Origin of the sequence: Pseudovibrio sp. W74, assembly GCF_001623085.1 — a bacterium.
Lineage (GTDB): Bacteria > Pseudomonadota > Alphaproteobacteria > Rhizobiales > Stappiaceae > Pseudovibrio.
The window spans coordinates 26,003-49,464 of the sequence record NZ_LMCJ01000050.1 but is presented as its reverse complement, the minus strand read 5'-3'; the positions used below and the strand labels follow the sequence as shown (position 1 = coordinate 49,464).

Sequence of the window (23,462 nt, the reverse complement as noted above, 5' to 3'; positions counted from 1 at the left end):
ATAACACACCAGCCAGAACAGTTAGGATTTAGACAGGAATTACTCTGGACCCGAGAAAAGTTGGGCCACGACTTTGCGCAGTTTGCGTTGCTTTGTGTGATTTTGCGTTGATCTGCGTTTTTTACGTGAAACCTGCGTTCCTATGTAACGGACGGCCAAGGCTCAGGTTGTCCCGAACCCTTCATCCTTTTCACGCTCATCAGAAAGGGAGTTATCCCCCTCCTCTAGTTCATCCCCTACACTAACTTGCATCTGATCAATACCAATCATCCGGGTCAACACAGCAGCCAACGCCAGCGCGGTGAAGATTGGCCCCACCGGGAAGCCATGAGCCGCCAGCGCAATATTGACGATTGGCAAAAGATAAACCGCAAACAAAAGGAGCGGCGCCACAAACGGGGAATCTGCATCATCATCAAACAGACCAGTGCGTGTCGCATAAAGGTAGAGCGCAGGAGAAAGCACTGCATAGTCCCAGAGGAACAGGAAAGGCGTTGCCAGCAAAACACACAGCGTCACAGCAAGATTACGGGCAATCGGTTCACGCTCACGCATAAACAGCCAGAACACCACCACGAACGCCAGAACAGTGAAAGGCAATTGCACCAGATATCCAGCCGTCGCAGAAAACCCGAGAGCCCGCATCGCCCCAAACGCAGATGGGATCAGATAAAGGAAGCTGCCCTCACCCTGGTCCATGACTGTTGCCAGTAAGGACGGAACCGTATCCAGATAGATCCACCAAAGACCAGACCCAAAGAACACAGCCGAGGCATCAACAAGAAACGCCACTGTCGCAACACACGCACACAGCGCGATGATACTGCGATGGGCAATCAATATGATCGGTATCAGCATGAACAGCTCAGGCTTGATGGAAACACAGCCAAGCAACACCCCCGCCCACGCCGGATGACGGTCCAGCAAACGAAGCCCGCCATAAAGGAACCCGCCCGCCAGCATGCCAAACTGGCCGTAAAACAGGTTCACCAGTGTTGCAGGAGCAAAAATGAAAAAGGTGAACGCACGAATAGGCGCTTTACGGCTAAAGGCGACCGAAAACGAGAGCAAAGCTCCCATCCCCATCCAAAGGCTATAAGCTTGGAGATAGGTCAACCCAGACAGCGGGACCAGAAAGACCAGCAGACTTGGCGGATGCACCCACGCGTAAAAGCCGGAGCCACCAGCCACATTGCGCTGTACTTCATCATAAAACCAGCCAAAGTCATAAAGCTGCGCAGCTTGCCCCGCCACAGCCATGCGAGAGGCAAGCAGGAACTGGTAGAAGTCGCCCCCCACCCTGCGCAGATCGAATCCGTCAAGGCCCATCACCGATCCAAACAGATACAGCGGATAAACCACCACAATCAGCAGCAGCGCGATGACAAAATAGATCTGTAAGCGGGCGAACGAGATAAACATCTACCGGCCTCCATCTATGCATATCCCCGTAAGTGGTTCCGGTTTTCGGATGAGAATATGCGCAAGTATAAAGTCTTGGTTGCCGGAGAGTTTAGAAGATACCAAGTTAATTATTTGAATACGCTACGTAATTTAAGAATATCTTAGGGAAATGAAACAGTGTTCACGAGAAAAGGTATGCCACCAAATTCTTTATAGGAAAATCTGAAGAAGGGTTATGCTCGCAAAACCTATCCCTTGCGCCTGGATAGAGCATGACCTTGGCTCACCCAAATAAGGTCCACTCCCAAAACACCATGGCCACCACTCCCTCCTTGATTTTCCTAGGCAACTAGGGAACTCTCGCTCCTGCAATCAGGAGTTCCAATGGCCGCCCCTCAGGACGTAGAGCGTGTGCCTCTTATCGAGGCCCGAAATATCTCAGTCACCAAGCAAGGGCGCCAGCTCTTTCACACCTATTCGTTCAAGCTGTATGAAGGCGATAAACTGTGCCTCCGTGCCCCTTCCGGTCGTGGCAAAACGGTTCTCCTGCGCATTCTCGCAGGGCTGAATAAACCGGAGGCAGGCGAGCTGCTCTTCAACGGCGTCTCTTACACAGCAGGCGGACGAACACAGCTCCACAAACAGCTCAACTGGCTCCCTCAACGCGTGAGCCCTCTGGCAGACCATATTCATGAAGCTTTGCTGGCACCGTTTGAGCTGCAAGCCAATCACAAACGCAAGCCATCAGATACCCAGATGCTTCAGGCTCTCACAGCAGCAGGCCTGCCCAACACGGCACTTGATCAGGCGACCAGCAGCCTTTCCGGCGGCGAACGTCAACGCCTCGCGCTTGCCCGCGCACTGCTTTTGCAACGTCCCTTATGGATTGCAGACGAACCTACAGCATCCCTCGACAAAGCCCATGCCCTCGCCTGTGGTGACCTGCTGATGGAAAACACCGGGACACTGCTGGCTGTCACCCACGACACCCACCTTCAAAGCAAGATTGATCAGGTAATTGAACTGCCCGAACCAGCACAGCCAGGTTCACAGGAGCGCGTGCAATGACCTCAAATGTCGCGTGGAGTGATCTAGCTCTCTTTTATCTCATAGCAATCATCCCACTGTCCCTGCTCTGGACTATGGGCCTCAAAGACCTGTCACGGGATCTGGCAATATCCATTGCCCGCATGAGCATTCAGCTGCTTGTCATCGGTTTCTATCTGCAAACCGTCTTCGATCTGGACAATCTGGCCCTCAACCTGCTCTGGCTGGTCGCCATGGCGACAATCGCCGCAATCACCTCGGCTGGCCGCGCACAAATGCCCCGCCTCAAATCAACAGCCCCGCTCACGGCAGCTATACTCATTGCCATGCTGCCAGTGCTGCTGATGTTCATCGTAATCTTCAGCCGTCCTGTGCCGTGGTACTCTGCGCAAGTCACCATCCCAGTCGCCGGCATGCTGCTCGGCAACGCTCTGGGGTCACTGGTCATCGCCCTGCGCCGGTTCAACTTAAGAACGCCGGAAGATAAGGAACACATCGAGCTGCTCACCACCATGGACGCGACCAAACTGGAAGCCCGGCGAACACTCGTCAAAGCCTCCCTGCGCGCAGCCGCCTCTCCCGTTATCGCCAGCATGGCAACACTGGGACTGGTCTCGCTGCCCGGAATGATGACAGGTCAGATTCTCGGCGGCTTCAACCCGATCGAGGCGGTCCAGTACCAGATCGCTATCATGCTCGGCATCTCCGCCACCCAAACCCTCGCCATCATCCTCGCCCTCCGCTTCACCATCTACATGGAGCCAGAGTACGAGTGATCAGAGACAAAGAGCCTTACACCAGCAATTCTTGGCCATCAGCGATTTTGCGGGAGGGCCTGAGCTTTTTCGGTCTGATGGAATGAGCCAACATACGGGCAATTACTTTGTGACAGTCTACCTGTGTATCGTCGGAGACGCGGTTCCGGGTACCTGAGGCTATAAGTAAGTCAATAACTTACTATAGGAGGGGATCAAGTTTACCCTTATGTGTTGCAGGAACTCCGATCAAAGTAGGAGGCTTAAATCAGCTCTTCTTGGCCCATAAGACGCTTGGCCGCGGCACGGGCTTCTTCGGTGATGGTGGAACCGGCGAGCATGCGGGCGATCTCTTCGTGTCGGTCACCCTCGGCGATCTCAGTCACACGTGTCGCCACACGGTCCTTCTCCACCTCATCCTTACGGATCAGGAAGTGACCATTGGCACGCGCTGCCACTTGCGGTGCATGCGTAACCGTCAGCACCTGAACACTGTTCGCAAGGCGGGCAAGACGCACGCCAATTGCTTCAGCCACGGCACCGCCAACACCCGTGTCGATCTCATCAAACACCAGTGTTGGAGACGAGCCCTTATCTGCCAGCGACACCTTCAGCGCCAGCAGGAAACGGGAGAGTTCACCACCCGAAGCAACCTTGAACATAGGCCCCGGACGTGTACCCGGGTTGGTCTGCGCCCAGAACTCGGCAGTGTCGATACCGGACGGCCCGCGCTGTTCAACATCACTCTCGATATTGATGATAAACCGCGCCCGTTCCAGCTTCAGTGCCGGAAGCTCAGCATGAACTGCAGTCTCAAGGCCTTTAGCAGCTTTCTGACGCTTCTTTGACAGCGCCGCCGCCAGCTTGTCATAGGTTTGCTTGGCGGCCTCTACAGCGCTTTCCAGCGCCTGCAATTTCTCTTCACCTGCATCCAGATCAGAAAGATCACCTTCCATCTGGGCCCGCAGTTTAGCAAGGTCATCCGGCTGTACAGAATACTTGCGAGCTGCAGCCCGCAATGCGAACAGACGTTCTTCCGTCTGCTCCAGCTCTTGCGGGTCAAAATCCGTATCACGCAGCGCCTGTTCCAAACCACCGCGCGCTTCCTCCAGCTGGTCCAGAGACCCGCCGATGGCTTCAACCACACTTGTCAGATAGTTCGGCGCAAGATCAACTTTGCGCTCAAGACGGCGCAACAAACTGGAAAGCTCAGGGATTGGAGAGGCTGGTCCGTCAAGTGCCTCATAGCCCTCGCGCAGATCGCCTGCAATCTTCTCCACCTGCATCATATCCTGACGCCGCAGAGCAAGCTCGTTCTCTTCTCCGTCACGAGGATCAAGCGCGCTCAATTCATCAGCACTGGAGCGCAGATAATCCGCCTCACAGCGGGCTTCTTCAATGCGCGCAACATGATCTTTCAGGGCCTTCTCGGCAGTGCGAACCGCTTTCGCGCTCTGCCCCACCTTTGCAGCATCACCTTCCAGCCCGCCAAAGCTGTCCAGCAGCTGACGATGGCTCTCAGGATCAATCAGGGCGCGGTCATCATGCTGTCCATGAACCTCAACCAGCAACTCTCCAATCTGCCGCAGCAGACCAGCACTCACGGGCGAGTCATTCACAAATGCACGGGTACGTCCATCAGACGCCTGAACACGGCGCAAGATGATGTCACTGTCGTGCTCTAGTTCATTTTCCTGAAGAAGGGTGCGAAGAGGGTGCGTCATTGGAACGTCGAAAACTGCGCTCACCTGACCGCGGTCCTGACCATGCCGAACCAGTCCGGCGTCTCCTCGCCCACCAAGGGCGAGGCTTAAACTGTCAAGAAGAATAGACTTACCTGCACCGGTTTCACCCGTCAGAACACTCATGCCGTCGCTGAAATGCAAATCCAGCTTATCAATGAGAACGATATCCCGAATAGAAAGCGATGCCAGCATGGTAGTCTAGGAAACTCCGATTCCTTGAAAGGCTTAAAGGAGTTTCATATCCCCAAATGCCCTGCTAAGCCAGCTGCCTTTGTTCTCATGTGGCTCCAGACCGCCCTTTTTCAAAAGAGAAAACGCATCTTTGTACCACTGGCTCTGCGGGAAGTTGTGTCCCAGCACCGCTGCAGCTGTCTGTGCTTCGTTCGTCACACCAAGTGCATAATAGCTTTCGGTCAGACGATAGAGCGCTTCTTCAACGTGACGGGTGGTCTGATAATTGCTCACCACAGTCTTGAAGCGGTTGATAGAGGCAAGGTAGTTACGGCGCGCCAGATAGTAGCGGCCAACTTCCATTTCCTTACCAGCCAGCTGATCTTCCGTCGCGCGGATACGCTGACGAGCCTGCTTGGTGTATTCAGAATCTGGGTAACGCTGAACAACTTCACGCATTGCGTCCAATGCTTTGGCGGTCACAGCCTGGTCACGACCCACATCTGGGATCTGACGGAAGTAGGACTCACCAATAATGAAGAGCGCGTAGGCGGAATCATCATTACCAGGATAAAGCGAGGTAAAGCGCTCAGCAGCGGAAATCGCTTCAGGATACTTACCCATTTTGAAGTTCAGGTAAGCAATGTTGATCAGCGATTTACGCGCGAATTCGGAGTAAGGATAGATGCGGTCAAGCTCGTAGAACTTTTTCGCAGACGCTTGCACGTCGCCAGATGCACGAAGAGCCAAAGCCTCATTGAACATCACTTCCGCAGGAGTTTCATCCAGCGCAAGATCATCAACATCATCCTTGGTTGCACAGCCCGCAATAACGAGTGCCATCGCCAAAGAGGTATATCTAATCGCTCTTTTGAGGCGATTAGCCCCCAAAGCAGTCCCGGCAGCATCTGAACGCAGCAATGTTTCCGACTCCTATCGTGTTGGGATTCGGGTAAAATCCCTCCCAGTTCACGCTTCTATCTCAATGTTTGGATAACGTCACGTAGTACCACAGCATTTGCCTCGAATTTATGTCGGAATAGAGGCAAAAACCGTTGAATAACTATTTTAGCCTCAGGAGACGTTAGGGCCAAATGCTGCAGCCTGCAGTCCGCCAATCAACTCGGCATGACCTTTTTCGCGTGCATGACGATCTACCAGAGCAACATCAGCTTCGACAATTTCAAAAGCATCCGGGTTCTTGAAAAGCTCCACAAGGATGCAGTGATTCATACGGTGACCGCCTTTGTAAGAGCGGTACTCGCCCAAAATAGGCAAGCCAGCAAGAGCAAGATCACCGATCGCATCAAGGCTTTTGTGACGTACGAATTCGTTTGCCCAACGGGTTCCTTCAGGGTTCAGAACGCGATCACCGTCAAGAGCGACGGAGTTCTCTAAGGAAGAGCCCATGGCAAAGCCAAGCTTCCAGAGCTTCTCAACATCCTGCACGCTACCAAAGGTACGGGCACGGGAAATTTCATCACGGAAGTAATCAGGTGTCAGGTCAAACTTGAGCTGCTGACGACCGATTTTTGCGTGATCGAAATCGATGGTGATGTCAAAGCGTGTACCGTCAAACGGGTTGAGTTCACACCACTGATCACCGGAAACGTAACGAACTTTTTCTTTAACGCGGATGTAACGACGCTTTGCGCTCAGCGTTTTCAGGCCAACACGTTCGATAGCTTCAACGAATGCTTCGGAGCTACCATCCATGATTGGCATCTCAGGTCCGTCAATGTAAGCGGTCACATTGTCAACGCCCATACCGCGCAGAGCAGCCATCAGGTGCTCAACGGTAGAGATGCCGCTGTCATGAGGATCACCAAGTACGGTGCACAAAGATGTTGCAGTGACTTCCTTCCAGTTTGCTTCCGTCTGCACGTAGCCACCCTTGGTGCTACGATGGAAAACAATGCCGGAGTTCGCGTCTGCTGGGTGAAGTGTAATGGAAGCTGGACCGCCAGAGTGAACCCCAATACCATTCAAGGTTACACTGTCCGCAAGCGTTGTCTGTTTTTCGACACGCATTCCCATATTGTTCCAGCCTTTATCATTCCGCTCCAGGTACATACTGAACCTCACGAGCCACTACTTTCGAATACCCTCTGCGGGTTGGCTGGAACATAGCTCTTGGAGCTTACCAAATAAAATAAAGCTTTATTACGGTTTGTAACGTCCTGAAAATTTTAGGTACATTTACCGACAATTCCATTTAAAAACGCAAAGCAGCAACCCGGAAAAATCCGGATTGCTGCTCGAGAGGCGCGAGTTCTGTTGATAATCAGGTGGCTTGGCGGCGCAGGAACGCCGGGATTTCCAACTGATCATCTTCGATCATTTGTGAGCGTGCAGGCGCAGGGCGTCCACCAGCGTCCAGAGTCCCGGCTGCACCGTGATTCCGAGGCTCGGTTGGACGAGGCGCTGCTGGCTGGCGTGGAGCCTCAGCAAACGCATCTGCCTGCACTGGCTCATGGTGCTCCATGTGCTCGTCTTCACGGCGGCCAAGACCACCAGTCAGACGGCGCAGAAGACCCATTGGGCGACGCTCTTCTTCCATGTGATGCTCATCATGCTCTTCAACCTGCTGAGCCATAGTGGCTGGTGCTGGCTGAGGAGTTGCAGATGCCGGCTGTGGTGCAGGCGCTGCAGCAGGAGCATCCGTGCGCGCACGAATTTCACGCTGTGCAATTGGCGGAAAGTCTTCAACACGTGGCATACGTGTCTGAGGCTCTACCTTTTGTGCAACAGGTGGAATAAATGGCTCAGGAATATTGGTAGGCTCATCAAAAGCCTGCGTTGGTTCCTCAAGTGCATCATATTCCTGCACAGGCTCATAACGACGAGACTGATAAGGAGAAATTTCCACTTCCGGGTCAGTTGCAACAGCAACCGGCTCAGAGTGCATAAGTGTTTCGGCTGCTGCGGAGCCCATCGCGCGCATCGCACGAACTGGGGTGGGTGCAGGAGCTACTTCTACCGGCGCAGCTACCGCTGGACTGGGCGTAGGCGTAGTAGCGCTCTGCAGACGCTCTGTGAGTTCAGCCATACGAACCTCTGCAGGAGAGATATCTTCACGCAGCTCTTTGTCGATGCCGGTGGCAACAACAGAAACGCGGATAATACCGTCCAGAGATTCATCGAAGGTCGCACCAAGAATGATGTTCGCTTCTGGGTCTACTTCCTCGCGGATACGAGTTGCAGCTTCATCAACTTCAAACAGCGTCAGGTCGTTACCACCAGTGATGGAGATAAGCAGACCGCGCGCGCCCTTCATGGAAGTCTCATCAAGCAGCGGGTTCGCAATCGCAGCTTCAGCAGCCTGGATGGCACGCTGTTCGCCGGATGCTTCACCGGTACCCATCATCGCTTTACCCATGCCACGCATTATGGAGCGTACATCAGCAAAGTCGAGGTTGATGAGACCTTCTTTGACCATCAGGTCAGTGACGTTCGCTACACCGGAATACAGCACCTGATCAGCCATGGAGAAGGCGTCAGCAAAGGTGGTCTGTGCATTCGCAATGCGGAACAGATTCTGGTTTGGAATAACAATAAGAGTATCAACATTACGCTGTAACTCTTCGATGCCGGCTTCGGCAACACGCATACGTCTGGACCCTTCAAACTGGAAGGGTTTGGTAACCACACCGACGGTCAGTATACCTTGTTCACGCGCAGCTCGAGCAACAACTGGCGCAGCACCGGTACCGGTGCCACCACCCATACCCGCGGTGATAAACACCATATGCGAGCCGGACAGGTGATCGTTGATCTCGTCAATAACTTCTTCTGCAGCAGCTGCACCAACTTCAGGCTGGGAACCAGCGCCCAAGCCTTCCGTAACAGCAACGCCCATCTGGATAACACGCTCAGCCTGGCAAAGTGCCAATGCTTGTGCATCCGTATTAGCAACAACAAAGTCACAGCCCTGAAGACCGCTCGTTACCATGTTATTTACGGCGTTTCCGCCACCGCCACCAACACCGAATACGGTGATCCTGGGCTTCAATTCCTGAATATCAGGCATTTTCAGGTTGATTGTCATATTAACCTCGCGACCCTAATAACATGCCCGAAGTCGGGCATGTCGTTCTTCCTCTCGTGCGTCCGCCGCATCTGGCGAAACTCGTGATAGTGGGGGTTATGCGCTTCCCCACTAGAAACTTTCTCTAATCCACTGACCAACCCGAGCCAGATAGCTCCCGCGCCCTTTAAGGCCACGGCGTTGGTGCCGGGGTTCGAATTGCTCAATCTGCGCCACCTGCGGATAAATCAGCAGGCCCACAGCTGCCGAGAACGCCGGACCCTTGGCTTCCTCTGGCAAACCGGAGATACCCAGCGGACGCCCCAGACGCACACTGCGCCCAAGAATGCGTCGTGCCGTTTCAGAAAGGCCAGTCAACTGACTGCCCCCGCCTGTCAGCACAACACGTTTACCCACTCGGCCTGCAAAACCAGAAGCGACAATCCGGTCTCGCACCATCTCCAATATCTCTTCAACGCGCGGGCGAATAACCCGCGTCAGCATCGCCCGGGGGATCTGCGTTGGCAGATCGCCATCCGTATCCACGGGCGGCACCTGAATAAAATCACGGTCATCCACTACACTTGGCAGCGCAGACCCATGTAAAACTTTCAAACGCTCAGCAGCTTCCATCCGTGTGGAGAGCGCGCGCGCCACGTCCATGGTGACGTGATTACCGCCAACAGCCAGCGCATCCAGATGCACCATCTGACCATCAACAAAAATCGAAAGCGTGGTTGTGCCACCACCCATATCAATACAGGCAACACCCAACTCAATCTCGTCTTCTACCAGCGTGGAAAGGCCTGCTGCGTAAGGCGTCGCAACCAGTGACTCCACTTGCAGGTGTCCACGCTCAATACAAAGCTCCAGATTACGCACCGGCGGTACTTCTGCAGAAACCACCTGCATGTCCACGCCCAGCTTGCGGCCCATCATGCCGCGCGGATCACGAATGCCGCGGTTGCCATCCAGCCCGTAGGAGATCGGCAGCGCATGCATCACCGCCCGTCCCTCAGTCGCCGTATGGGTAGAACCCGCCGCCAGCACACGCTGAATATCGGCCTCAGTCACACCTTCAGTTCCAAGCGGCACAGTGGCGGAGAAAATCTCGCTCTGCAGACGGCCACAGCTGACAGTCACTAGCAGCGTTTCCACCATCACACCGGCCATACGCTCGGCCTGATCAACTGCGCGGCGGATCGCCTGCTCAGCCTGATCCATGTCCACAACAACGCCGGACTTCATGCCTGCAGACGCCTGATACCCGTATCCCAGCACCTCAATGCCATGCGAACGGCCCGGCATCAGGTCTTCCTCGTCACCAGGCACCAATTTCGCGATAATACAGCACACTTTCGTGGAGCCGACGTCCAGCACAGAAACCACAACAGATCTGCGGCTCGGCAAAGGCCGCATCCGCGGCAGAAAAATCACGTTCTTATTCGAGCTCATGTGTCCCTCCCGGAGTTGGAGGGCGTACCCCGTTGCTCGATGGTGGTTTTGCGGCGAATGGCGGCGTCATCCGAAAGACGCACCACAACGCGATCCTGCAAACGCAGGTCCACCGCGACGATATCGCGGGAGAGCAAACCACCTTGATCATCCAGCTTTTTAAGTTCCGCCAGCGCATCGCCAACATCAAATTCTGGCAGACGCACTGTAATTCCGTTTTCTAAGGCAAGATCCCAGCGTCGTTCGGAGCGCAGCTTTGCAGCGCGCACCCGGGCACGGATACCTGGGAAATTGTCCAGCTCGCTCATGATCTCACCAGCACGCAGCTGCGCACCGTGATTGACCACGCGAAGCAAATTCGCATAACGGCCATCCACCTCATCGGTGATGACCTCGCCTTTTTTGGTGATGACAGACGTAATGTCCCCACGCTGCCAGAGCGCATAAGGCTCTTGCTCTTTGATCATCACACGCAGCGTACCGGGGTAGAACTTCTGGATGGCCGCATTCCGGATCCAGGCAATATCTTCCAGACGCTCTTTCGCGTCAGCCGCATCAAACAACATCAAAGAAGGCCGTTCGTGAAGTTCAAGCGCTTCCAGCACCTGAAACTCGGTAACACGCTGCAAACCTTCCATTTTGATCTCATTCACCGCGAAACCGACGGAGGAGGTAACTGATTCGCTCACATTACGGGCGTGTCCACCCAGCGTAATGCCATAAGCAGCGGACAATGCAAGGAAGCCAAAAGCGCCCGCAGTTGGTGCCCAGGATGGGATAAGTGCAAAAAATCCAGTGACCCCCCAAGCGGGTCTCTGGTGCAAACGCGATACGCCACGACTTCTGAAGCGATAGCTCCAGATGCCTGTGCGTTCCCGCAATGCATCAAATTTTGCCTTTATCTTCCGCAACTTGCGTCCTCCACGATCCAACTCACCAATTCTTGAAAATCATGTCCGGCGTGTGCCGCGATTTCCGGGAGCAGTGATGTTGGCGTCATGCCGGGTTGAGTGTTCACCTCAAGACAAATCAGTTCTCCTAGGCCACCGGGTCCTTCGTTAAAACGGAAGTCGGCGCGTGTAACGCCGCGACACCCCAGAGCCTGATGTGCCTTGAGACTTGATTTTTGTATTTCTTGGTAAACAGATGGTAAAATTTCCGCAGGAAGTATGTGTTGTGAACCGCCTGGGACGTATTTTGCATCATAATCGTAATAAGTGTGACCCAGCGGTACAATTTCTAGTACCCCTAACGCCACATCACCCATCACCGCGCACGTCAATTCGCGGCCTGGGATGTAACGCTCGACCATGAGCAAATCACCATACTGCCAATCTTCGCGTGTCAATTCCTGCGGAGGATGCTCTTGCCCCTCCTTCACAATCAGCACACCGAAGGACGATCCTTCGTTGATTGGTTTGATCACATAAGGCGGCTCCATCACATGACGGCGCGCAGCATCAGCGCGGCTGACCACAATGGCATTGGCAACCGGAACACCGGCAGCCTTCATCACGGCCTTCGCCTTTTCCTTATGCATGGCAAGCGCAGACGACATCACTCCGGAATGGGTGTAGGGAATATCGAGCACTTCCAGAATACCCTGAATAGCCCCGTCCTCGCCAAACGGCCCATGCAGCGCATTGAATGCCACGTCTGGTTTCAGTTCCTGAAGCACAGCAGAAATGTTGCGGTCAACATCTACACGCGTGATCTGATAACCAGCCGCTTCCAGAGCGTCCGCACAGTCTTTGCCTGAAGACAGAGAAACAGGCCGCTCAGCAACCCATCCACCCATCAAAACTGCAACATGCTTGGTCATCACAAAACCCAATCCTGATTTAAACGCCTAAAACAACACGTGAACGGAATTAGCCCGCTTTACCCAAAAACGGCTCAATCGCCGCTCCGTCCACAAACGCCCCAAGACGCTTGATTTCCCATTCCAGACGCGTCCCTGTCTTTGCCAGAGCATCCCGGCGAACGGTCTCGCCAAGCATTTCCAAATCATGAGCGGTAGCGTCTGCAACGTTCAACATAAAGTTGCAGTGTAATTCCGACATTTTTGCGCCACCGATCTGCAGTCCACGACATCCAGCCGCATCAACCACCTTCCAGGCACTGTTGCCGTCAGGATTTTTGAAGGTGGAACCACCGGTTTTCTCGCGAATGGGCTGTGCTTTCTCACGATGAGCAACAACTTCCGCCATTTCCGCGCGGATCTCATCTTCACTCTGCGCAAAACCTTCAAACACCGCACTGGTAAAAATCAGGTCCTTGGAGGCAGCAGAATGGCGATACGCATAGCCCATTTCCACATTGGAAAGAGTGAGGATTTCGCCGGATCGTGTCACCGCGTTAACGTTAACAACGCGGTCCTTTGTCTCTGTCCCGTGAGCTCCTGCATTCATGCGCAAGGCGCCACCAACAGCACCCGGAATACCGGTGTAGAATGCAAATCCACCCGTGCCCGTCTTGGCCGCTTCTTCCGCCAGCTTCTTGTCAGGAACGCACGCCCCTGCCCGCAGCTTATGGCCGCCAAGGTATTCAACCTGACCAAACCCGCGGATTGGCAGACGAATAACAACACCTTCAATGCCACCATCACGCACCAGCAAGTTGGAACCAAGCCCAACCACAGTCACCGGCACATCCTCTGGCAGTGCTTTCATGAACACAGCCAGATCTGCCTCATCAGCAGGCTGGAACATCAACTGCGCAGGACCTCCCACACGGAACCATGTCACAGCTGAAAGCAGCTGGTTCGGGATCAGGCGACCGCGAATGTCTTCGACAGCATCACCAAGAAGCGGCAGGAGATCAGGGTAGCTTACAGTTTGGCTCATACAGTCTCTCCTTTGGGAGAGAGCGCTTCCAGCTCTACAGGCAACTTGTAAGCCCACTGGGTAATGTTCCCTGCACCAAGGCAAATCACCAGATCACCCGGCTCCGCCAGCTCCGCAATCTTACCAGCCAGCTCATCAGGACCGGCAATGCTGTGAACCGAACGGTGACCACCAGCACGCAGACCGGAAATCAGATCAGCCTGACCAGCCCCTTCAATCGGCTGCTCACCAGCTGCAAACACAGGTGTAATCACAACCTTGTCTGCATCATTGAAGCAGGCACAGAAATCTTCAAACAGGCTCTCCAAGCGCGTAAAGCGATGGGGCTGCATCACAGCAACCACCTTCCCTTCAGCTGCCTCACGCGCCGCATGCAAGACGGACTTAATCTCAACTGGATGGTGCGCGTAGTCGTCAAAAAACTCTACGTCATTCCAGGAGCCAGTGTGCGTAAAACGACGCTTCACTCCGCCAAAGCCTGCCAGACCCTTGCGGATGTTCGCATCAGAAATACCGAGAGAATGCGCCAGAGCAATCGCAGCCGTCGCATTGGACACGTTGTGCAGACCCGGCATTGGCAACACCAGGTCTTTCAGCTCAGTTACCTTGTCCCCGCGGCGATCATGAATGATCACGGTGAAGATGGACTTGCCACCCTTGGTGGAGACATCAGTAAAGCGAACATCTGACTGCGGGTTGGTGCCGTAAGTGATGATGCGGCGGTCTTCAATCTGGCCCACAAGGCTTTGCACCTCCGGGTGATCCAGACACATAACCGCAAAACCGTAAAACGGGACGTTCTCAACGAACTGGGCGAACGCAGCACGGACACCATCAAAATCGCCGTAGTGATCAAGATGCTCAGGATCGATGTTGGTCACCACAGCAATATCAGCAGGAAGCTTGACGAATGTCCCGTCGGACTCGTCCGCCTCAACCACCATCCAGTCACCCTCACCCATGCGGGCATTGGTGCCATAAGCGTTGATGATACCACCATTGATAACAGTCGGGTCCATATGGCCAGCATCCAGCAGCGCCGCAACCATAGAGGTCGTCGTCGTCTTGCCGTGCGTGCCGCCAATGGCAATCGCCTGTTTAAAGCGCATCAGCTCAGCCAGCATTTCAGCGCGGCGCACAACAGGCATGTTGTTTTCGCGTGCTGCCTTCAGCTCAACATTGCTGCCTTTGATTGCGGAAGAGATGACGCAAACATCAGCGCCCTCAAGGTTCTCGGCAGCATGACCCACCATGACCTTGATGCCCTTATCACGCAAACGCTGCACGTTTGCATTCTCGGACATGTCAGAGCCCTGAACACGGTAACCAAGATTATGCAACACCTCGGCAATACCGCTCATGCCAATGCCGCCGATACCGACGAAGTGTACTCCCCCAATGTCTACTGGCATTTTCATGAGGCAATCTCTTTCTGTTCAGTTGCCGGTGCAGCACCAACAAGTGTTTCGGTCAGATCCGCAAGGCGCTGTACAGCTTCCGGCGCGCCCTGCGCCTGTGCTGCGTGTGCTGCCTGTGCAAGACGGCCCGGATTATCCATGAGTTCTTTCAGCTCACGGGCCAGTCGTTGCGGATCAAGTTCTTTTTGTGGGATCGGCCATGCGCCACCTGCTTCAGCAAGCACATTCGCATTCATGCCCTGATCGTTATCAAGAGCACCCGGTAAAGGTACTAAAATAGAAGGACGCCCAATCGCTGCCAGCTCGCATACAGTACCAGCACCGGAACGGCTGATAACCAGATGAGCGGCCGCAATGCGCTCAGGCAAATCCGTAAAGAAAGACGCCACCTGCGCGGCAACACCCATCTCGCGATAGGAGCTTTCAAGCCCCTCCAGATCTTCAGGGCGAGCCTGCTGCACAACGACCAGCTGCTCGCGATCTTCCGGCGCCATCAGCTTCAACGCTGCCGGCAAAATCTGAGAGAATACACGCGCTCCCTGCGAGCCACCAAACACCAGCAGATGAAAAGCGCCACCTTTTTCAGGTGCGTTATAAGTCTGACCACACACCGCAATCACATTGTCACGCAGTGGATTGCCGGTCATCGTCGCTTTAGCAGCCAGATCAGCAGGCAGTGTTTTCAGCGGAAAACTGGTTGCAACCGCAGTTGCGCCTTTGGCCAGCATCCGGTTCGCCCGGCCCATCACAGCGTTGGCTTCATGCAAAATGGATGGAACGCTTAAGAGACGGCCAGCAAACATTGGCGGAAAGGTCGGATACCCGCCAAAGCCAACAATCGCAGCAGGTTTAGCAGCGCGGATTGCTTTCATGGCCTGCAACGTACCCAAACCAAGTTTGATCGCCGTCTTGGCAAGAGAAATCGGGTTCTTGCCGCGAATGGTATCGCTTTTGACCAGATGCACGTTATCTGCCGGAAACGCGCTGCCATACTTGTCTGCGCGACTGTCCGTGATCAGCTCAACACCATACCCACGGCGCTTCAGCTCGCAGGCCAGCGCTTGTGCAGGAAACAGGTGGCCACCCGTTCCTCCAGCAGTGAGCATAATCTTTGGCTTCATTTCACTCTCCGACACAGGCAAAACTCTTTTAGGCAGGCTGCACAGGGGCAGCACGGGTAACGGTAATAATCGGGTTCTTGCGCGGTTGCGGACGTTTGCGCGTCAGCGCCAGCACAAAACCCATCGTCAGGGAGATCGCCATCAACGACGACACACCTGATGAGATCAACGGAAGGGTCATTCCCTTCGCAGGCATAAGATTGAGGTTCACCGCCATGTTGATAGTGCTTTGCAGGCCAAACATGACGATAAGACCGGAAGACGCCAGACGGCCAAACGGATCCTGATCCTGCGTCGCCATGTAAAGACCACGCAGCACAACGAATGCAAAAACGGTCACCAGCACCACACAAACGATGATGCCGTATTCTTCAGCAGCCACCGCAAAAATGAAGTCCGTATGGCTATCGGGCAAAATTCGTTTCACCGTACCTTCACCCACACCACGACCTAGCCACCCCCCGGCAATGAAGGAGTCGATCGCTTTATCGATCTGGTAGGTGTCACCGGAAGACGGATCCAGGAAACGCATGATACGCCCGCGAACGTGCGGCAGATACGTAAAGCCCGCAGCAACGCCAAGAATACCCATGATCCCAAGCGGCACAATCGCCAGCCAGGACAACCCGTTCAGGAAGAACAGCGCAAACAGAACAATGGTCAGCAGCATGGTCTGTCCAAAGTCAGGCTGCGCCACGAGCATGGCGGCCACAATGCCAAACAGAAGAATGGAGATCAGCTGCCCCGGAATGTCCTGGGCTTTACGCCCCTCAGACAACAGAAACGCAATGATCACCACCAGCACTGGCTTGATAAACTCTGACGGCTGAATGGAAATACCAAACAAGCTCACCCAGCGCCGCGCACCTTTAATGTCAGACCCGAAAAACAGCGTGCCCAACAGCAGCACCAGCATCACGCAGAACACCACCAGTGCCACCCGGCGTATATAGCGTGGTGAAAGCGCTGAAACGCCCAGCATCACGGCAGCGCTTGGAATAAGGAAAAGCGCCTGCTTCTTCACAAAGTAGAAGCTCTCAAGCCCAAGGCGTTCAGCAACAGGAGGGCTCGCGGCAAGAGACAACACCAAACCAGACACCATCAGCGTGAAGATGCCGATCAGCATGTAACGATCAATCGTCCAGAGCCATTCTGCAAATGCACTGCGATCCGTACGTGATACCATCAGCGTGCTCCCTCACCCTTCAGCATTTTGGCAGCAGCAACTGCCGCGCTCACAAATGCATCCCCGCGAACTTCAAAGCTCTTGAACTGGTCAAACGAGGCGCAGGCCGGAGACAGCAAAACCACCGCTTCACTGCCTTTGTCCCGTGCAGCATCTTGCGCCGCTGCCTCAACAGCCAGCTCCAAAGAGCTAAACTTGTGCGCCTCAACAGCCCTGGCAAGCTCTTGCTCAAACTCTTCCGCCGCTTCCCCAATCAGGTAAGCCTTCACGACTTTCGGGAAGTAGGCTTTAAGCGAAGAAATCCCGCCCGCCTTCGGACGACCACCAGCAATCCAATAAATCCGGTCAAACGCTGCCAACCCGTGAGCAGCAGCTTCTGCATTGGTCGCCTTGCTGTCATTCACAAACAATACCTTGCCTGCTTCAGCAACCAGCATCAAACGATGCGCAAGACCCGGGAAGGTCGCAAGCGCGGCTGCAATCTCATCAAGTTCCAGCCCAAGTGCTGCACAAACCGCAACAGCAGCAGATGCATTCTGCCCGTTATGAGAGCCACGCAAAGTGTTGGAGGAAGACAGGTCAGCCACAACCACCTGCTCTTCATCAAAAACCTCAAAGACCTTACCGTCTTCAGCGTAAACGCCAAACTCGACAGGCCCGAGACAAGAGATCAGCTCAACCGGCTCACCGCTTTCTGCACGGCGCTGCGCAATAGCTGCACTGAATTCATCATCCACGCCAACAACAGCAAGACGCGCTGCTTTAACGATCCGCTCTTTGATGGACGCGTAATTCTCCATGTTCCCATGCCGGTCCAGATGGTCCGGCGACAGGTTCATCATTACCCCGATATCCGGCACAAGACTTGGCGCAAGATCGATCTGATAGGAGGAGACCTCAACCACATAGACGCGATCCTCGGAAAACTCTTCAAGATCCAGAACCGGACGGCCAATATTGCCCCCCATCTGAACATCCATGCCGCATTCTTTAAGCACATGCGAAATCAGAGCAGTCGTGGTGGATTTGCCGTTGGTACCAGTGATGGCAACAAACGGTGCCTCTGGACAAACCGCTTCCCGCTCATTCACGAAAAGCTCCACATCCCCAATCACCGGAATACCAGCTTGTCTCGCCCGCTCCACACTCCAGTGCGGCGTCGGATGCGTCAGCGGAACACCCGGAGCAACAACCAGCGCTGCGTAGCGGGACATATCCGCCTCACGCAGGTCAATGGCAGCAAGCCCGTATTCTTCAGCCGTGGCAACACTGGCCTCATTATCGTCCCACACATCAACGCGAGCCCCACCAGCCTCAAGCGCACGCGCAGTCACAAGCCCGGACCCTCCGAGCCCGAACAATGCGACTTCTTTGCCTGCAAGATGACGGATAGGGATCATGTGCCGAACCTCCTAGCGCAGCTTCAGTGTGGCAAGACCAACAAGGGCCAGCACAACAGCAATGATCCAGAAACGAATAACCACCTGGCTCTCAGTCCAGCCCAGGTGCTCAAAGTGGTGGTGAATTGGCGCCATGCGGAACACACGCTTGCCAGTCAGCTTGAACGACGCCACCTGCACAATCACAGAAACCGCTTCCAGCACAAACAGACCACCGATGATCGCCAGAACAATCTCGTGCTTGGTCGCAACAGCAATCGCCCCCAGCATACCGCCCAGAGCAAGAGAGCCTGTGTCACCCATAAAAATCGCAGCAGGTGGAGCGTTGAACCATAAGAACCCAAGCCCAGCCCCAATCACCGCACCACACACAACAGCAAGCTCACCAGTGCCCGCCACATGGTGGATCTGCAGATAGCTGGAGAACACAGCATTACCAGTCAGGTATGCGACCAGACCAAACGCGGCAGCAGCAATCATCACCGGCACAATTGCAAGACCATCCAGACCATCAGTCAGGTTCACCGCATTGCCCGCGCCAACAACAACAAAGGCAGCGAATGGGATGAAGAACAGACCAAGGTTCAGCGTCAGCTCTTTAAAGAACGGAAAACCGATGCTGGTGGAAAATGGCTCGGCATCCAGAAGCGTCACCGCAAAAGCCGCAAGACCCGCAATCAGGAACTCAAGACCCAAACGCGCTTTACCGCCAAAGCCTTTGTGCGAAGACTTGGTGACTTTCAGATAGTCATCATAAAAACCAATGAGGCCAAAACCGACAGTCACACCCAGAACAATCCAGGTGTAGGGATTGCGAAGGTCAGCCCACAACAGCGTCGCAACAATCATCCCGGAAAGGATCATCAGGCCGCCCATGGTAGGCGTACCCTTTTTTGTCAGCAGATGGCTCGCAGGCCCGTCTTCACGAATTGGCTGTCCATGTCCCTGACGCGAACGCAGCGCATCAATGATGCGTGGGCCAAACAGGAACACAAACAACAAAGCAGTCATAATCGCGCCGCCGGTACGGAACGTAATGTATTTAAAAACATTCAGCGCAGACAGGGAAGGATAAACCTCTGAAAGCTCCGCCAGCAAATATAGCATTTAGTCAACCTCAGGACTTACCGGTTGCAGCCGGTTCAGGAAAACGTTTCTTCAAGGCATCCACAAGTGGACCCATACGGGTTCCAAGGGAGCCCTTTACCATCACGATGTCGTTGGGACGCACTTCCGACAACAGGTCTTTTTCCAGTTTGTCGGAGGTCTCTGAATAGGCGCCTCTGGTCTGTGCAGGCAACAGGTCCCAGAGCACCTTCATGTGAGTACCCACACAATAAACCACGTCGATCTTTGCGCGCTCCAGTTCACGCGCAAGGTCTGCGTGCAACTTGTCGGAATCTGCACCTAATTCGAGCATATCTCCCAATACGGCGATGCGACGGCCATTCTTCGCAACGGGCAGACCAGCCACCAGATTGATCGCAGCGCGCATACTCGCCGGGTTGGCATTATAGCTCTCGTCAACAAGCAACGCCGTGCCACCATTCACATCAAGAACGGTCTGCGCACCACGCCCTTTCGGCGCAGACATTTCTGCAAGGGCCAGACCAGCAAACGCAAGATTGGCCCCCAGCTCCATAACCCCGGTCAGCACGCCCAGTGAGTTGATCACATGGTGTGCACCCGGAGCGCCGATCTTGTAGGAAATCTCCTGCCCGAGAATATTGGCATTCAGACAAGAACAATCAGGGTTTGCAGCCACTTTTTTGGCAATGGACTGAGCACCCGGCTGCATGCCAAAGCTGACAATGTTCCGCACCCCGGCCACAGCTGCCAGATAACGAAGCAAGTCATACTGGCGGTTATCCCGGTTCAGGATCGCCACACCACCCTTTTCGATGCCAGTGAAGATCTCAGCCTTTGCACGGGCGATATCTTCAACAGAGTTAAAGGCTTCCAGATGCACAGGCTCCACAGTGGTCACGATTGCCACATGCGGACGAACCATTTTCACCAGTGGCGTGATCTCACCGCGATGGTTCATACCAATCTCGAAAATGCCAAACTCAGTATCAGCATGCATACGCGCCAATGTCAGCGGTACACCCCAATGGTTGTTGAAGCTCGCCACAGGAGCATGGGTGATACCGGACTTGGACAGGCAAAGACGCAAAGCTTCTTTCGTGCCTGTTTTTCCAACAGAACCAGTAACCGCGATGATCCGCGCTTTCGAGCGCGCGCGCGCAGCCACACCAAGGCGCTCCAACGCTTGAAGCACATCATCAACAGCCACATAGCGGCCACCTTCCGGCAGCTCAGCAAGCTTGTCACGCGCAACAACAGCCACAGCAGCACCAGCCTCAACAGCTGTTCCTGCAAACGCATGACCGTCAAAATTTTCGCCCTTGATCGCGAAGAAGGCTTCACCGGGTTGGATCACCCGGCTATCAATGGAGATTCCGGTTATGTCATCACTCAGATCACCGTAAACATCCCCATCTACTGCCTCCAGAAAATCGTTAAGCAGCCACAGCGGCCCACGGTCTATTTCAGGCAGTTCAATCATTTGCCGCTCATATTCCGACTTAGTGTCCGGGTCCAATAGGTTGATATGGGGGACGATAGTCCACTCAGGCTTGTCTATCGCTGACTTGAGCTTTGGTTTTTCTTCGGTTTTACGCTCAAAAGCAGCAGTCTCAGCCGTCTCAGCAGGTTCCTCAGAAGCAGGTAACCCACCTATTGCTTCTGTGCCGTCCTGCTCATCGGGTTGAGTGGACTGCGATACATCTTCCGTGACCTCCGGAGCAACCTCTTCAAGACCTTCATCCGCAAGAAATGCATCCGCATCCGCGTTTGGCGCCTCTTCCGGTTCAACAGCACTCACTGTCGCGACTTCAGGGTTCTCTTCGGCTTCGGCTTCGGCTTCGGCTTCGATAGCCGCTAGATCACCCAGCAGCTCGTCTTCAAGTGCATCCGGTGTATCTTCCGCAACATTGGGGAAGCCATCCTTGCCAAAATCAGGGTCATGGCTTTCAACATCAGCCAGTTCCGCATCGGCAAGATCATCAGCGCCCAGAACATCTTCTTCCAGCGCCAGCCAGTCTTCTTCCTCTTGATCACGCGCATCATCAGGATTTTCCGGCAGAGTAGCTTCCAGCTCCTCAACGCCAGCCTGCACCGCAGCCAACAGATCATCATCATCCAGCGCTTCTGCAGCTGCCAGCTCATCACCTTCATCAGCCAGCAGGTCCATCTCATCCAGATCAAGAGAGATCTCAGGCAGATCAGTCTCAGCAACAGGAGACCCACCATTTTCAGCAGAAGCTTCTGCAAGCGCTTTCTGGATTTCTTCATGGTCGGAGAAAGGCAGAACTTCCGTTCCAACAATCTGCCCTGTTTCATGCCCCTTACCGGCCACACAAAGCACATCGCCTTCCTGCAGCATCTTCACCGCTTGACGGATGGCAAGTGCACGATCCCGAATCTCAAGCGCGGCAGGACAGGCAGCAACAATCTCCTCACGAATTTTGTCAGGATCTTCCGTGCGCGGATTATCATCAGTCACAATGGAAACATCAGCAAGACGAGCAGAAATCTCGCCCATCAACGGACGTTTACCCGCATCCCGATCACCGCCACACCCCATCACACTGATCAGGCGACCAGCCGCAAATGGGCGCAAGGCTGCAAGCACATTCTCCAGCGCTTCCGGCTTATGAGCATAATCAACAAACACCAGAGCGCCGTTTTCACGTGTACCTACATGCTCAATCCGGCCCGGTGCACCACGCAGCACAGTCAGCGCTTCAAGAACAGTTTGAAGCTCCACACCAGCAGAAATAGCCAGCCCCGCAGCAATCAGGGCATTGCTCACCTGAAAATCACCTGCCAACGGCAAGGCGACAGAGAACACACCCTCAGCCGTTTCCAGCTCAAGAACCTGACTGAAGCCCTCTGGCTGAACGCTAAGCACTTTCAGATCATCGCCAAAAACACCAGTCGTAAACGTCTTGAGGCCGCGCTCTTCCGCAATCGCCAGAACTCGGTCAGCAAATTGCGTTTCCGGATCAACAACAACCACACCATCATCCGGCAAAAGATCGCGGAACAAACGCAATTTTGCCTGAAGGTAGTCTTCCACCGTTGGGTGGTAGTCCATGTGGTCTCGGCCAAGGTTGGTAAAGCCAGCTGCAACAATGTGCACGCCATCAAGACGATGCTGGTCCAACCCGTGACTGGACGCTTCCAAGGCCGCATGGGTGATCCCATCCTCTGCCAGACGTTTAAGGTCTTCATGCAAAGACACAGGGTCAGGTGTGGTCAAGCCACCATAGCTCTGCCCTGTCGATGTGACAGTACCAATGGTTCCAAGACTAGCAGAAACCAGCCCGGCATATTCAAAGATCTGACGCACGAAAACAGCAACAGACGTTTTGCCCGCAGTGCCTGTCACAGCAACCATCTTCTCAGGCTGTTTGCCAGAGAAAGCAGCCGCCATCAAAGCAAGCTCCCGGCGCGCATCTTGTGCAGCGACCAGCGGAACCTGTTTGGCTTGCTTGCGGATATCATCAGAAATTCTGTCCGCATCAATCAAAATGGCAGCAGCACCAGCGTCTACGGCCTGCTCAATAAACTTCGCACCATCAACTTTCGCGCCCTTGAGAGCAGCAAAAACAAAACCGGGCTCCACTGCTCGACTATCAGCAGTAAGCCCCGAAATATTAAGAGTATCAACCCCGTCTGGCCCATCGCCCTCGGCGGAGATTATCTCTTGTTTTGTAAGGTCTTTAAGCAACATAGCGTCGATATGTCCGGCCTATGAGACATGAATGTGGCAAACCAGATTTGGAGAACAGTTGTCTTCATATTTCCCCAATATCTCCG

Annotated in this window: 17 protein-coding genes; 2 read left to right on the top strand and 15 right to left on the bottom strand. The window is 54.3% G+C overall.

All coding sequences use genetic code 11. From position 1 onward, the window contains the following. Positions 1-162 precede the first annotated feature (162 nt). The gene (locus tag PsW74_RS21630) at positions 163-1,422 is read right to left on the bottom strand and encodes a glycosyltransferase family 87 protein (protein WP_063289933.1); all 1,260 of its coding nucleotides are present in this window, start codon (positions 1,420-1,422) and stop codon (positions 163-165) included. Between the two features lie 366 nt (positions 1,423-1,788). Between PsW74_RS21630 and PsW74_RS21625 the strand changes: the two genes are divergently transcribed. Continuing rightward, positions 1,789-2,472, top strand: coding sequence for an ATP-binding cassette domain-containing protein (locus tag PsW74_RS21625; protein WP_063289934.1), 684 nt, complete (start codon positions 1,789-1,791; stop codon positions 2,470-2,472). Continuing rightward, positions 2,469-3,227: an ABC transporter permease gene (locus PsW74_RS21620; protein WP_063289935.1), complete on the top strand. Its 759-nt coding sequence runs from the start codon at positions 2,469-2,471 to the stop codon at positions 3,225-3,227. The genes PsW74_RS21625 and PsW74_RS21620 overlap by 4 nt, the downstream gene beginning before the upstream one ends. Positions 3,228-3,469: 242 nt before the next feature. Here the strand turns inward: PsW74_RS21620 and recN are convergent, their stop codons facing one another. The 14 genes from recN to PsW74_RS30250 form a co-directional block, all read right to left on the bottom strand. Beyond that, on the bottom strand, positions 3,470-5,143 hold the full coding sequence (gene recN, locus PsW74_RS21615) for a DNA repair protein RecN (protein ID WP_063289936.1): 1,674 nt from the start codon (positions 5,141-5,143) through the stop codon (positions 3,470-3,472). Positions 5,144-5,176: 33 nt separating this feature from the next. After that, positions 5,177-6,043 (bottom strand): outer membrane protein assembly factor BamD, encoded by an 867-nt coding sequence (locus PsW74_RS21610; RefSeq protein ID WP_057465730.1) that lies wholly within the window; start codon positions 6,041-6,043, stop codon positions 5,177-5,179. Positions 6,044-6,196: 153 nt separating this feature from the next. Next, a complete protein-coding gene (gene lpxC, locus PsW74_RS21605; protein ID WP_063290145.1) occupies positions 6,197-7,159 on the bottom strand; it encodes a UDP-3-O-acyl-N-acetylglucosamine deacetylase in 963 nt (320 codons plus the stop codon). A gap of 247 nt (positions 7,160-7,406) precedes the next feature. Then, a complete protein-coding gene (gene ftsZ, locus PsW74_RS21600) occupies positions 7,407-9,170 on the bottom strand; it encodes a cell division protein FtsZ (RefSeq protein ID WP_063289937.1) in 1,764 nt (587 codons plus the stop codon). 111 nt (positions 9,171-9,281) lie between these two features. Beyond that, positions 9,282-10,604 (bottom strand): cell division protein FtsA, encoded by a 1,323-nt coding sequence (gene ftsA, locus PsW74_RS21595; protein ID WP_063289938.1) that lies wholly within the window; start codon positions 10,602-10,604, stop codon positions 9,282-9,284. After that, positions 10,601-11,515 carry a cell division protein FtsQ/DivIB gene (locus PsW74_RS21590; protein WP_208988092.1) on the bottom strand — a complete coding sequence of 305 codons (915 nt, stop codon included), beginning with the start codon at positions 11,513-11,515 and terminating at the stop codon, positions 10,601-10,603. Before PsW74_RS21590 ends, ftsA begins: the two co-directional genes overlap by 4 nt. Beyond that, complete coding sequence (locus PsW74_RS21585; RefSeq protein WP_063289939.1) at positions 11,503-12,426, bottom strand: D-alanine--D-alanine ligase; 924 nt, start codon at positions 12,424-12,426, stop codon at positions 11,503-11,505. The genes PsW74_RS21590 and PsW74_RS21585 overlap by 13 nt, the downstream gene beginning before the upstream one ends. A 49-nt stretch (positions 12,427-12,475) precedes the next feature. Continuing rightward, complete coding sequence (gene murB, locus PsW74_RS21580) at positions 12,476-13,450, bottom strand: UDP-N-acetylmuramate dehydrogenase (protein ID WP_063289940.1); 975 nt, start codon at positions 13,448-13,450, stop codon at positions 12,476-12,478. Beyond that, positions 13,447-14,868, bottom strand: coding sequence for a UDP-N-acetylmuramate--L-alanine ligase (murC, locus tag PsW74_RS21575; RefSeq protein ID WP_063289941.1), 1,422 nt, complete (start codon positions 14,866-14,868; stop codon positions 13,447-13,449). The genes murB and murC overlap by 4 nt, the downstream gene beginning before the upstream one ends. Next, entirely contained in the window at positions 14,865-15,989 is a 1,125-nt protein-coding gene (gene murG / locus PsW74_RS21570; RefSeq protein ID WP_063289942.1) for an undecaprenyldiphospho-muramoylpentapeptide beta-N-acetylglucosaminyltransferase, read from the bottom strand. Before murG ends, murC begins: the two co-directional genes overlap by 4 nt. Positions 15,990-16,017: 28 nt before the next feature. Continuing rightward, positions 16,018-17,175, bottom strand: a complete 1,158-nt coding sequence (locus tag PsW74_RS21565) for a putative peptidoglycan glycosyltransferase FtsW (RefSeq protein WP_057465725.1) — start codon at positions 17,173-17,175, stop codon at positions 16,018-16,020. After that, the gene (murD, locus tag PsW74_RS21560) at positions 17,175-18,575 is read right to left on the bottom strand and encodes a UDP-N-acetylmuramoyl-L-alanine--D-glutamate ligase (RefSeq protein ID WP_057465724.1); all 1,401 of its coding nucleotides are present in this window, start codon (positions 18,573-18,575) and stop codon (positions 17,175-17,177) included. Before murD ends, PsW74_RS21565 begins: the two co-directional genes overlap by 1 nt. A gap of 12 nt (positions 18,576-18,587) precedes the next feature. Further along, positions 18,588-19,682: a phospho-N-acetylmuramoyl-pentapeptide-transferase gene (gene mraY, locus PsW74_RS21555; protein WP_063289943.1), complete on the bottom strand. Its 1,095-nt coding sequence runs from the start codon at positions 19,680-19,682 to the stop codon at positions 18,588-18,590. Positions 19,683-19,692: 10 nt separating this feature from the next. After that, complete coding sequence (locus PsW74_RS30250) at positions 19,693-23,376, bottom strand: UDP-N-acetylmuramoylalanyl-D-glutamyl-2,6-diaminopimelate--D-alanyl-D-alanine ligase (protein ID WP_063289944.1); 3,684 nt, start codon at positions 23,374-23,376, stop codon at positions 19,693-19,695. Positions 23,377-23,462: the final 86 nt, after the last annotated feature.

Bases quoted from the DNA above. Each gene is read 5' to 3' on its own strand.
- PsW74_RS21630 (WP_063289933.1), bottom strand. From the start codon at position 1,422: ATGTTTATCTCGTTCGCCCGCTTACAGATCTATTTTGTCATCGCGCTG.
- PsW74_RS21625 (WP_063289934.1), top strand. From the start codon at position 1,789: ATGGCCGCCCCTCAGGACGTAGAGCGTGTGCCTCTTATCGAGGCCCGA.
- PsW74_RS21620 (WP_063289935.1), top strand. From the start codon at position 2,469: ATGACCTCAAATGTCGCGTGGAGTGATCTAGCTCTCTTTTATCTCATA.
- recN (WP_063289936.1), bottom strand. From the start codon at position 5,143: ATGCTGGCATCGCTTTCTATTCGGGATATCGTTCTCATTGATAAGCTG.
- lpxC (WP_063290145.1), bottom strand. From the start codon at position 7,159: ATGGGAATGCGTGTCGAAAAACAGACAACGCTTGCGGACAGTGTAACC.
- ftsZ (WP_063289937.1), bottom strand. From the start codon at position 9,170: ATGACAATCAACCTGAAAATGCCTGATATTCAGGAATTGAAGCCCAGG.
- ftsA (WP_063289938.1), bottom strand. From the start codon at position 10,604: ATGAGCTCGAATAAGAACGTGATTTTTCTGCCGCGGATGCGGCCTTTG.
- PsW74_RS21585 (WP_063289939.1), bottom strand. From the start codon at position 12,426: ATGACCAAGCATGTTGCAGTTTTGATGGGTGGATGGGTTGCTGAGCGG.
- murB (WP_063289940.1), bottom strand. From the start codon at position 13,450: ATGAGCCAAACTGTAAGCTACCCTGATCTCCTGCCGCTTCTTGGTGAT.
- murC (WP_063289941.1), bottom strand. From the start codon at position 14,868: ATGAAAATGCCAGTAGACATTGGGGGAGTACACTTCGTCGGTATCGGC.
- murG (WP_063289942.1), bottom strand. From the start codon at position 15,989: ATGAAGCCAAAGATTATGCTCACTGCTGGAGGAACGGGTGGCCACCTG.
- PsW74_RS21565 (WP_057465725.1), bottom strand. From the start codon at position 17,175: ATGGTATCACGTACGGATCGCAGTGCATTTGCAGAATGGCTCTGGACG.
- murD (WP_057465724.1), bottom strand. From the start codon at position 18,575: ATGATCCCTATCCGTCATCTTGCAGGCAAAGAAGTCGCATTGTTCGGG.
- mraY (WP_063289943.1), bottom strand. From the start codon at position 19,682: ATGCTATATTTGCTGGCGGAGCTTTCAGAGGTTTATCCTTCCCTGTCT.
- PsW74_RS30250 (WP_063289944.1), bottom strand. From the start codon at position 23,376: ATGTTGCTTAAAGACCTTACAAAACAAGAGATAATCTCCGCCGAGGGC.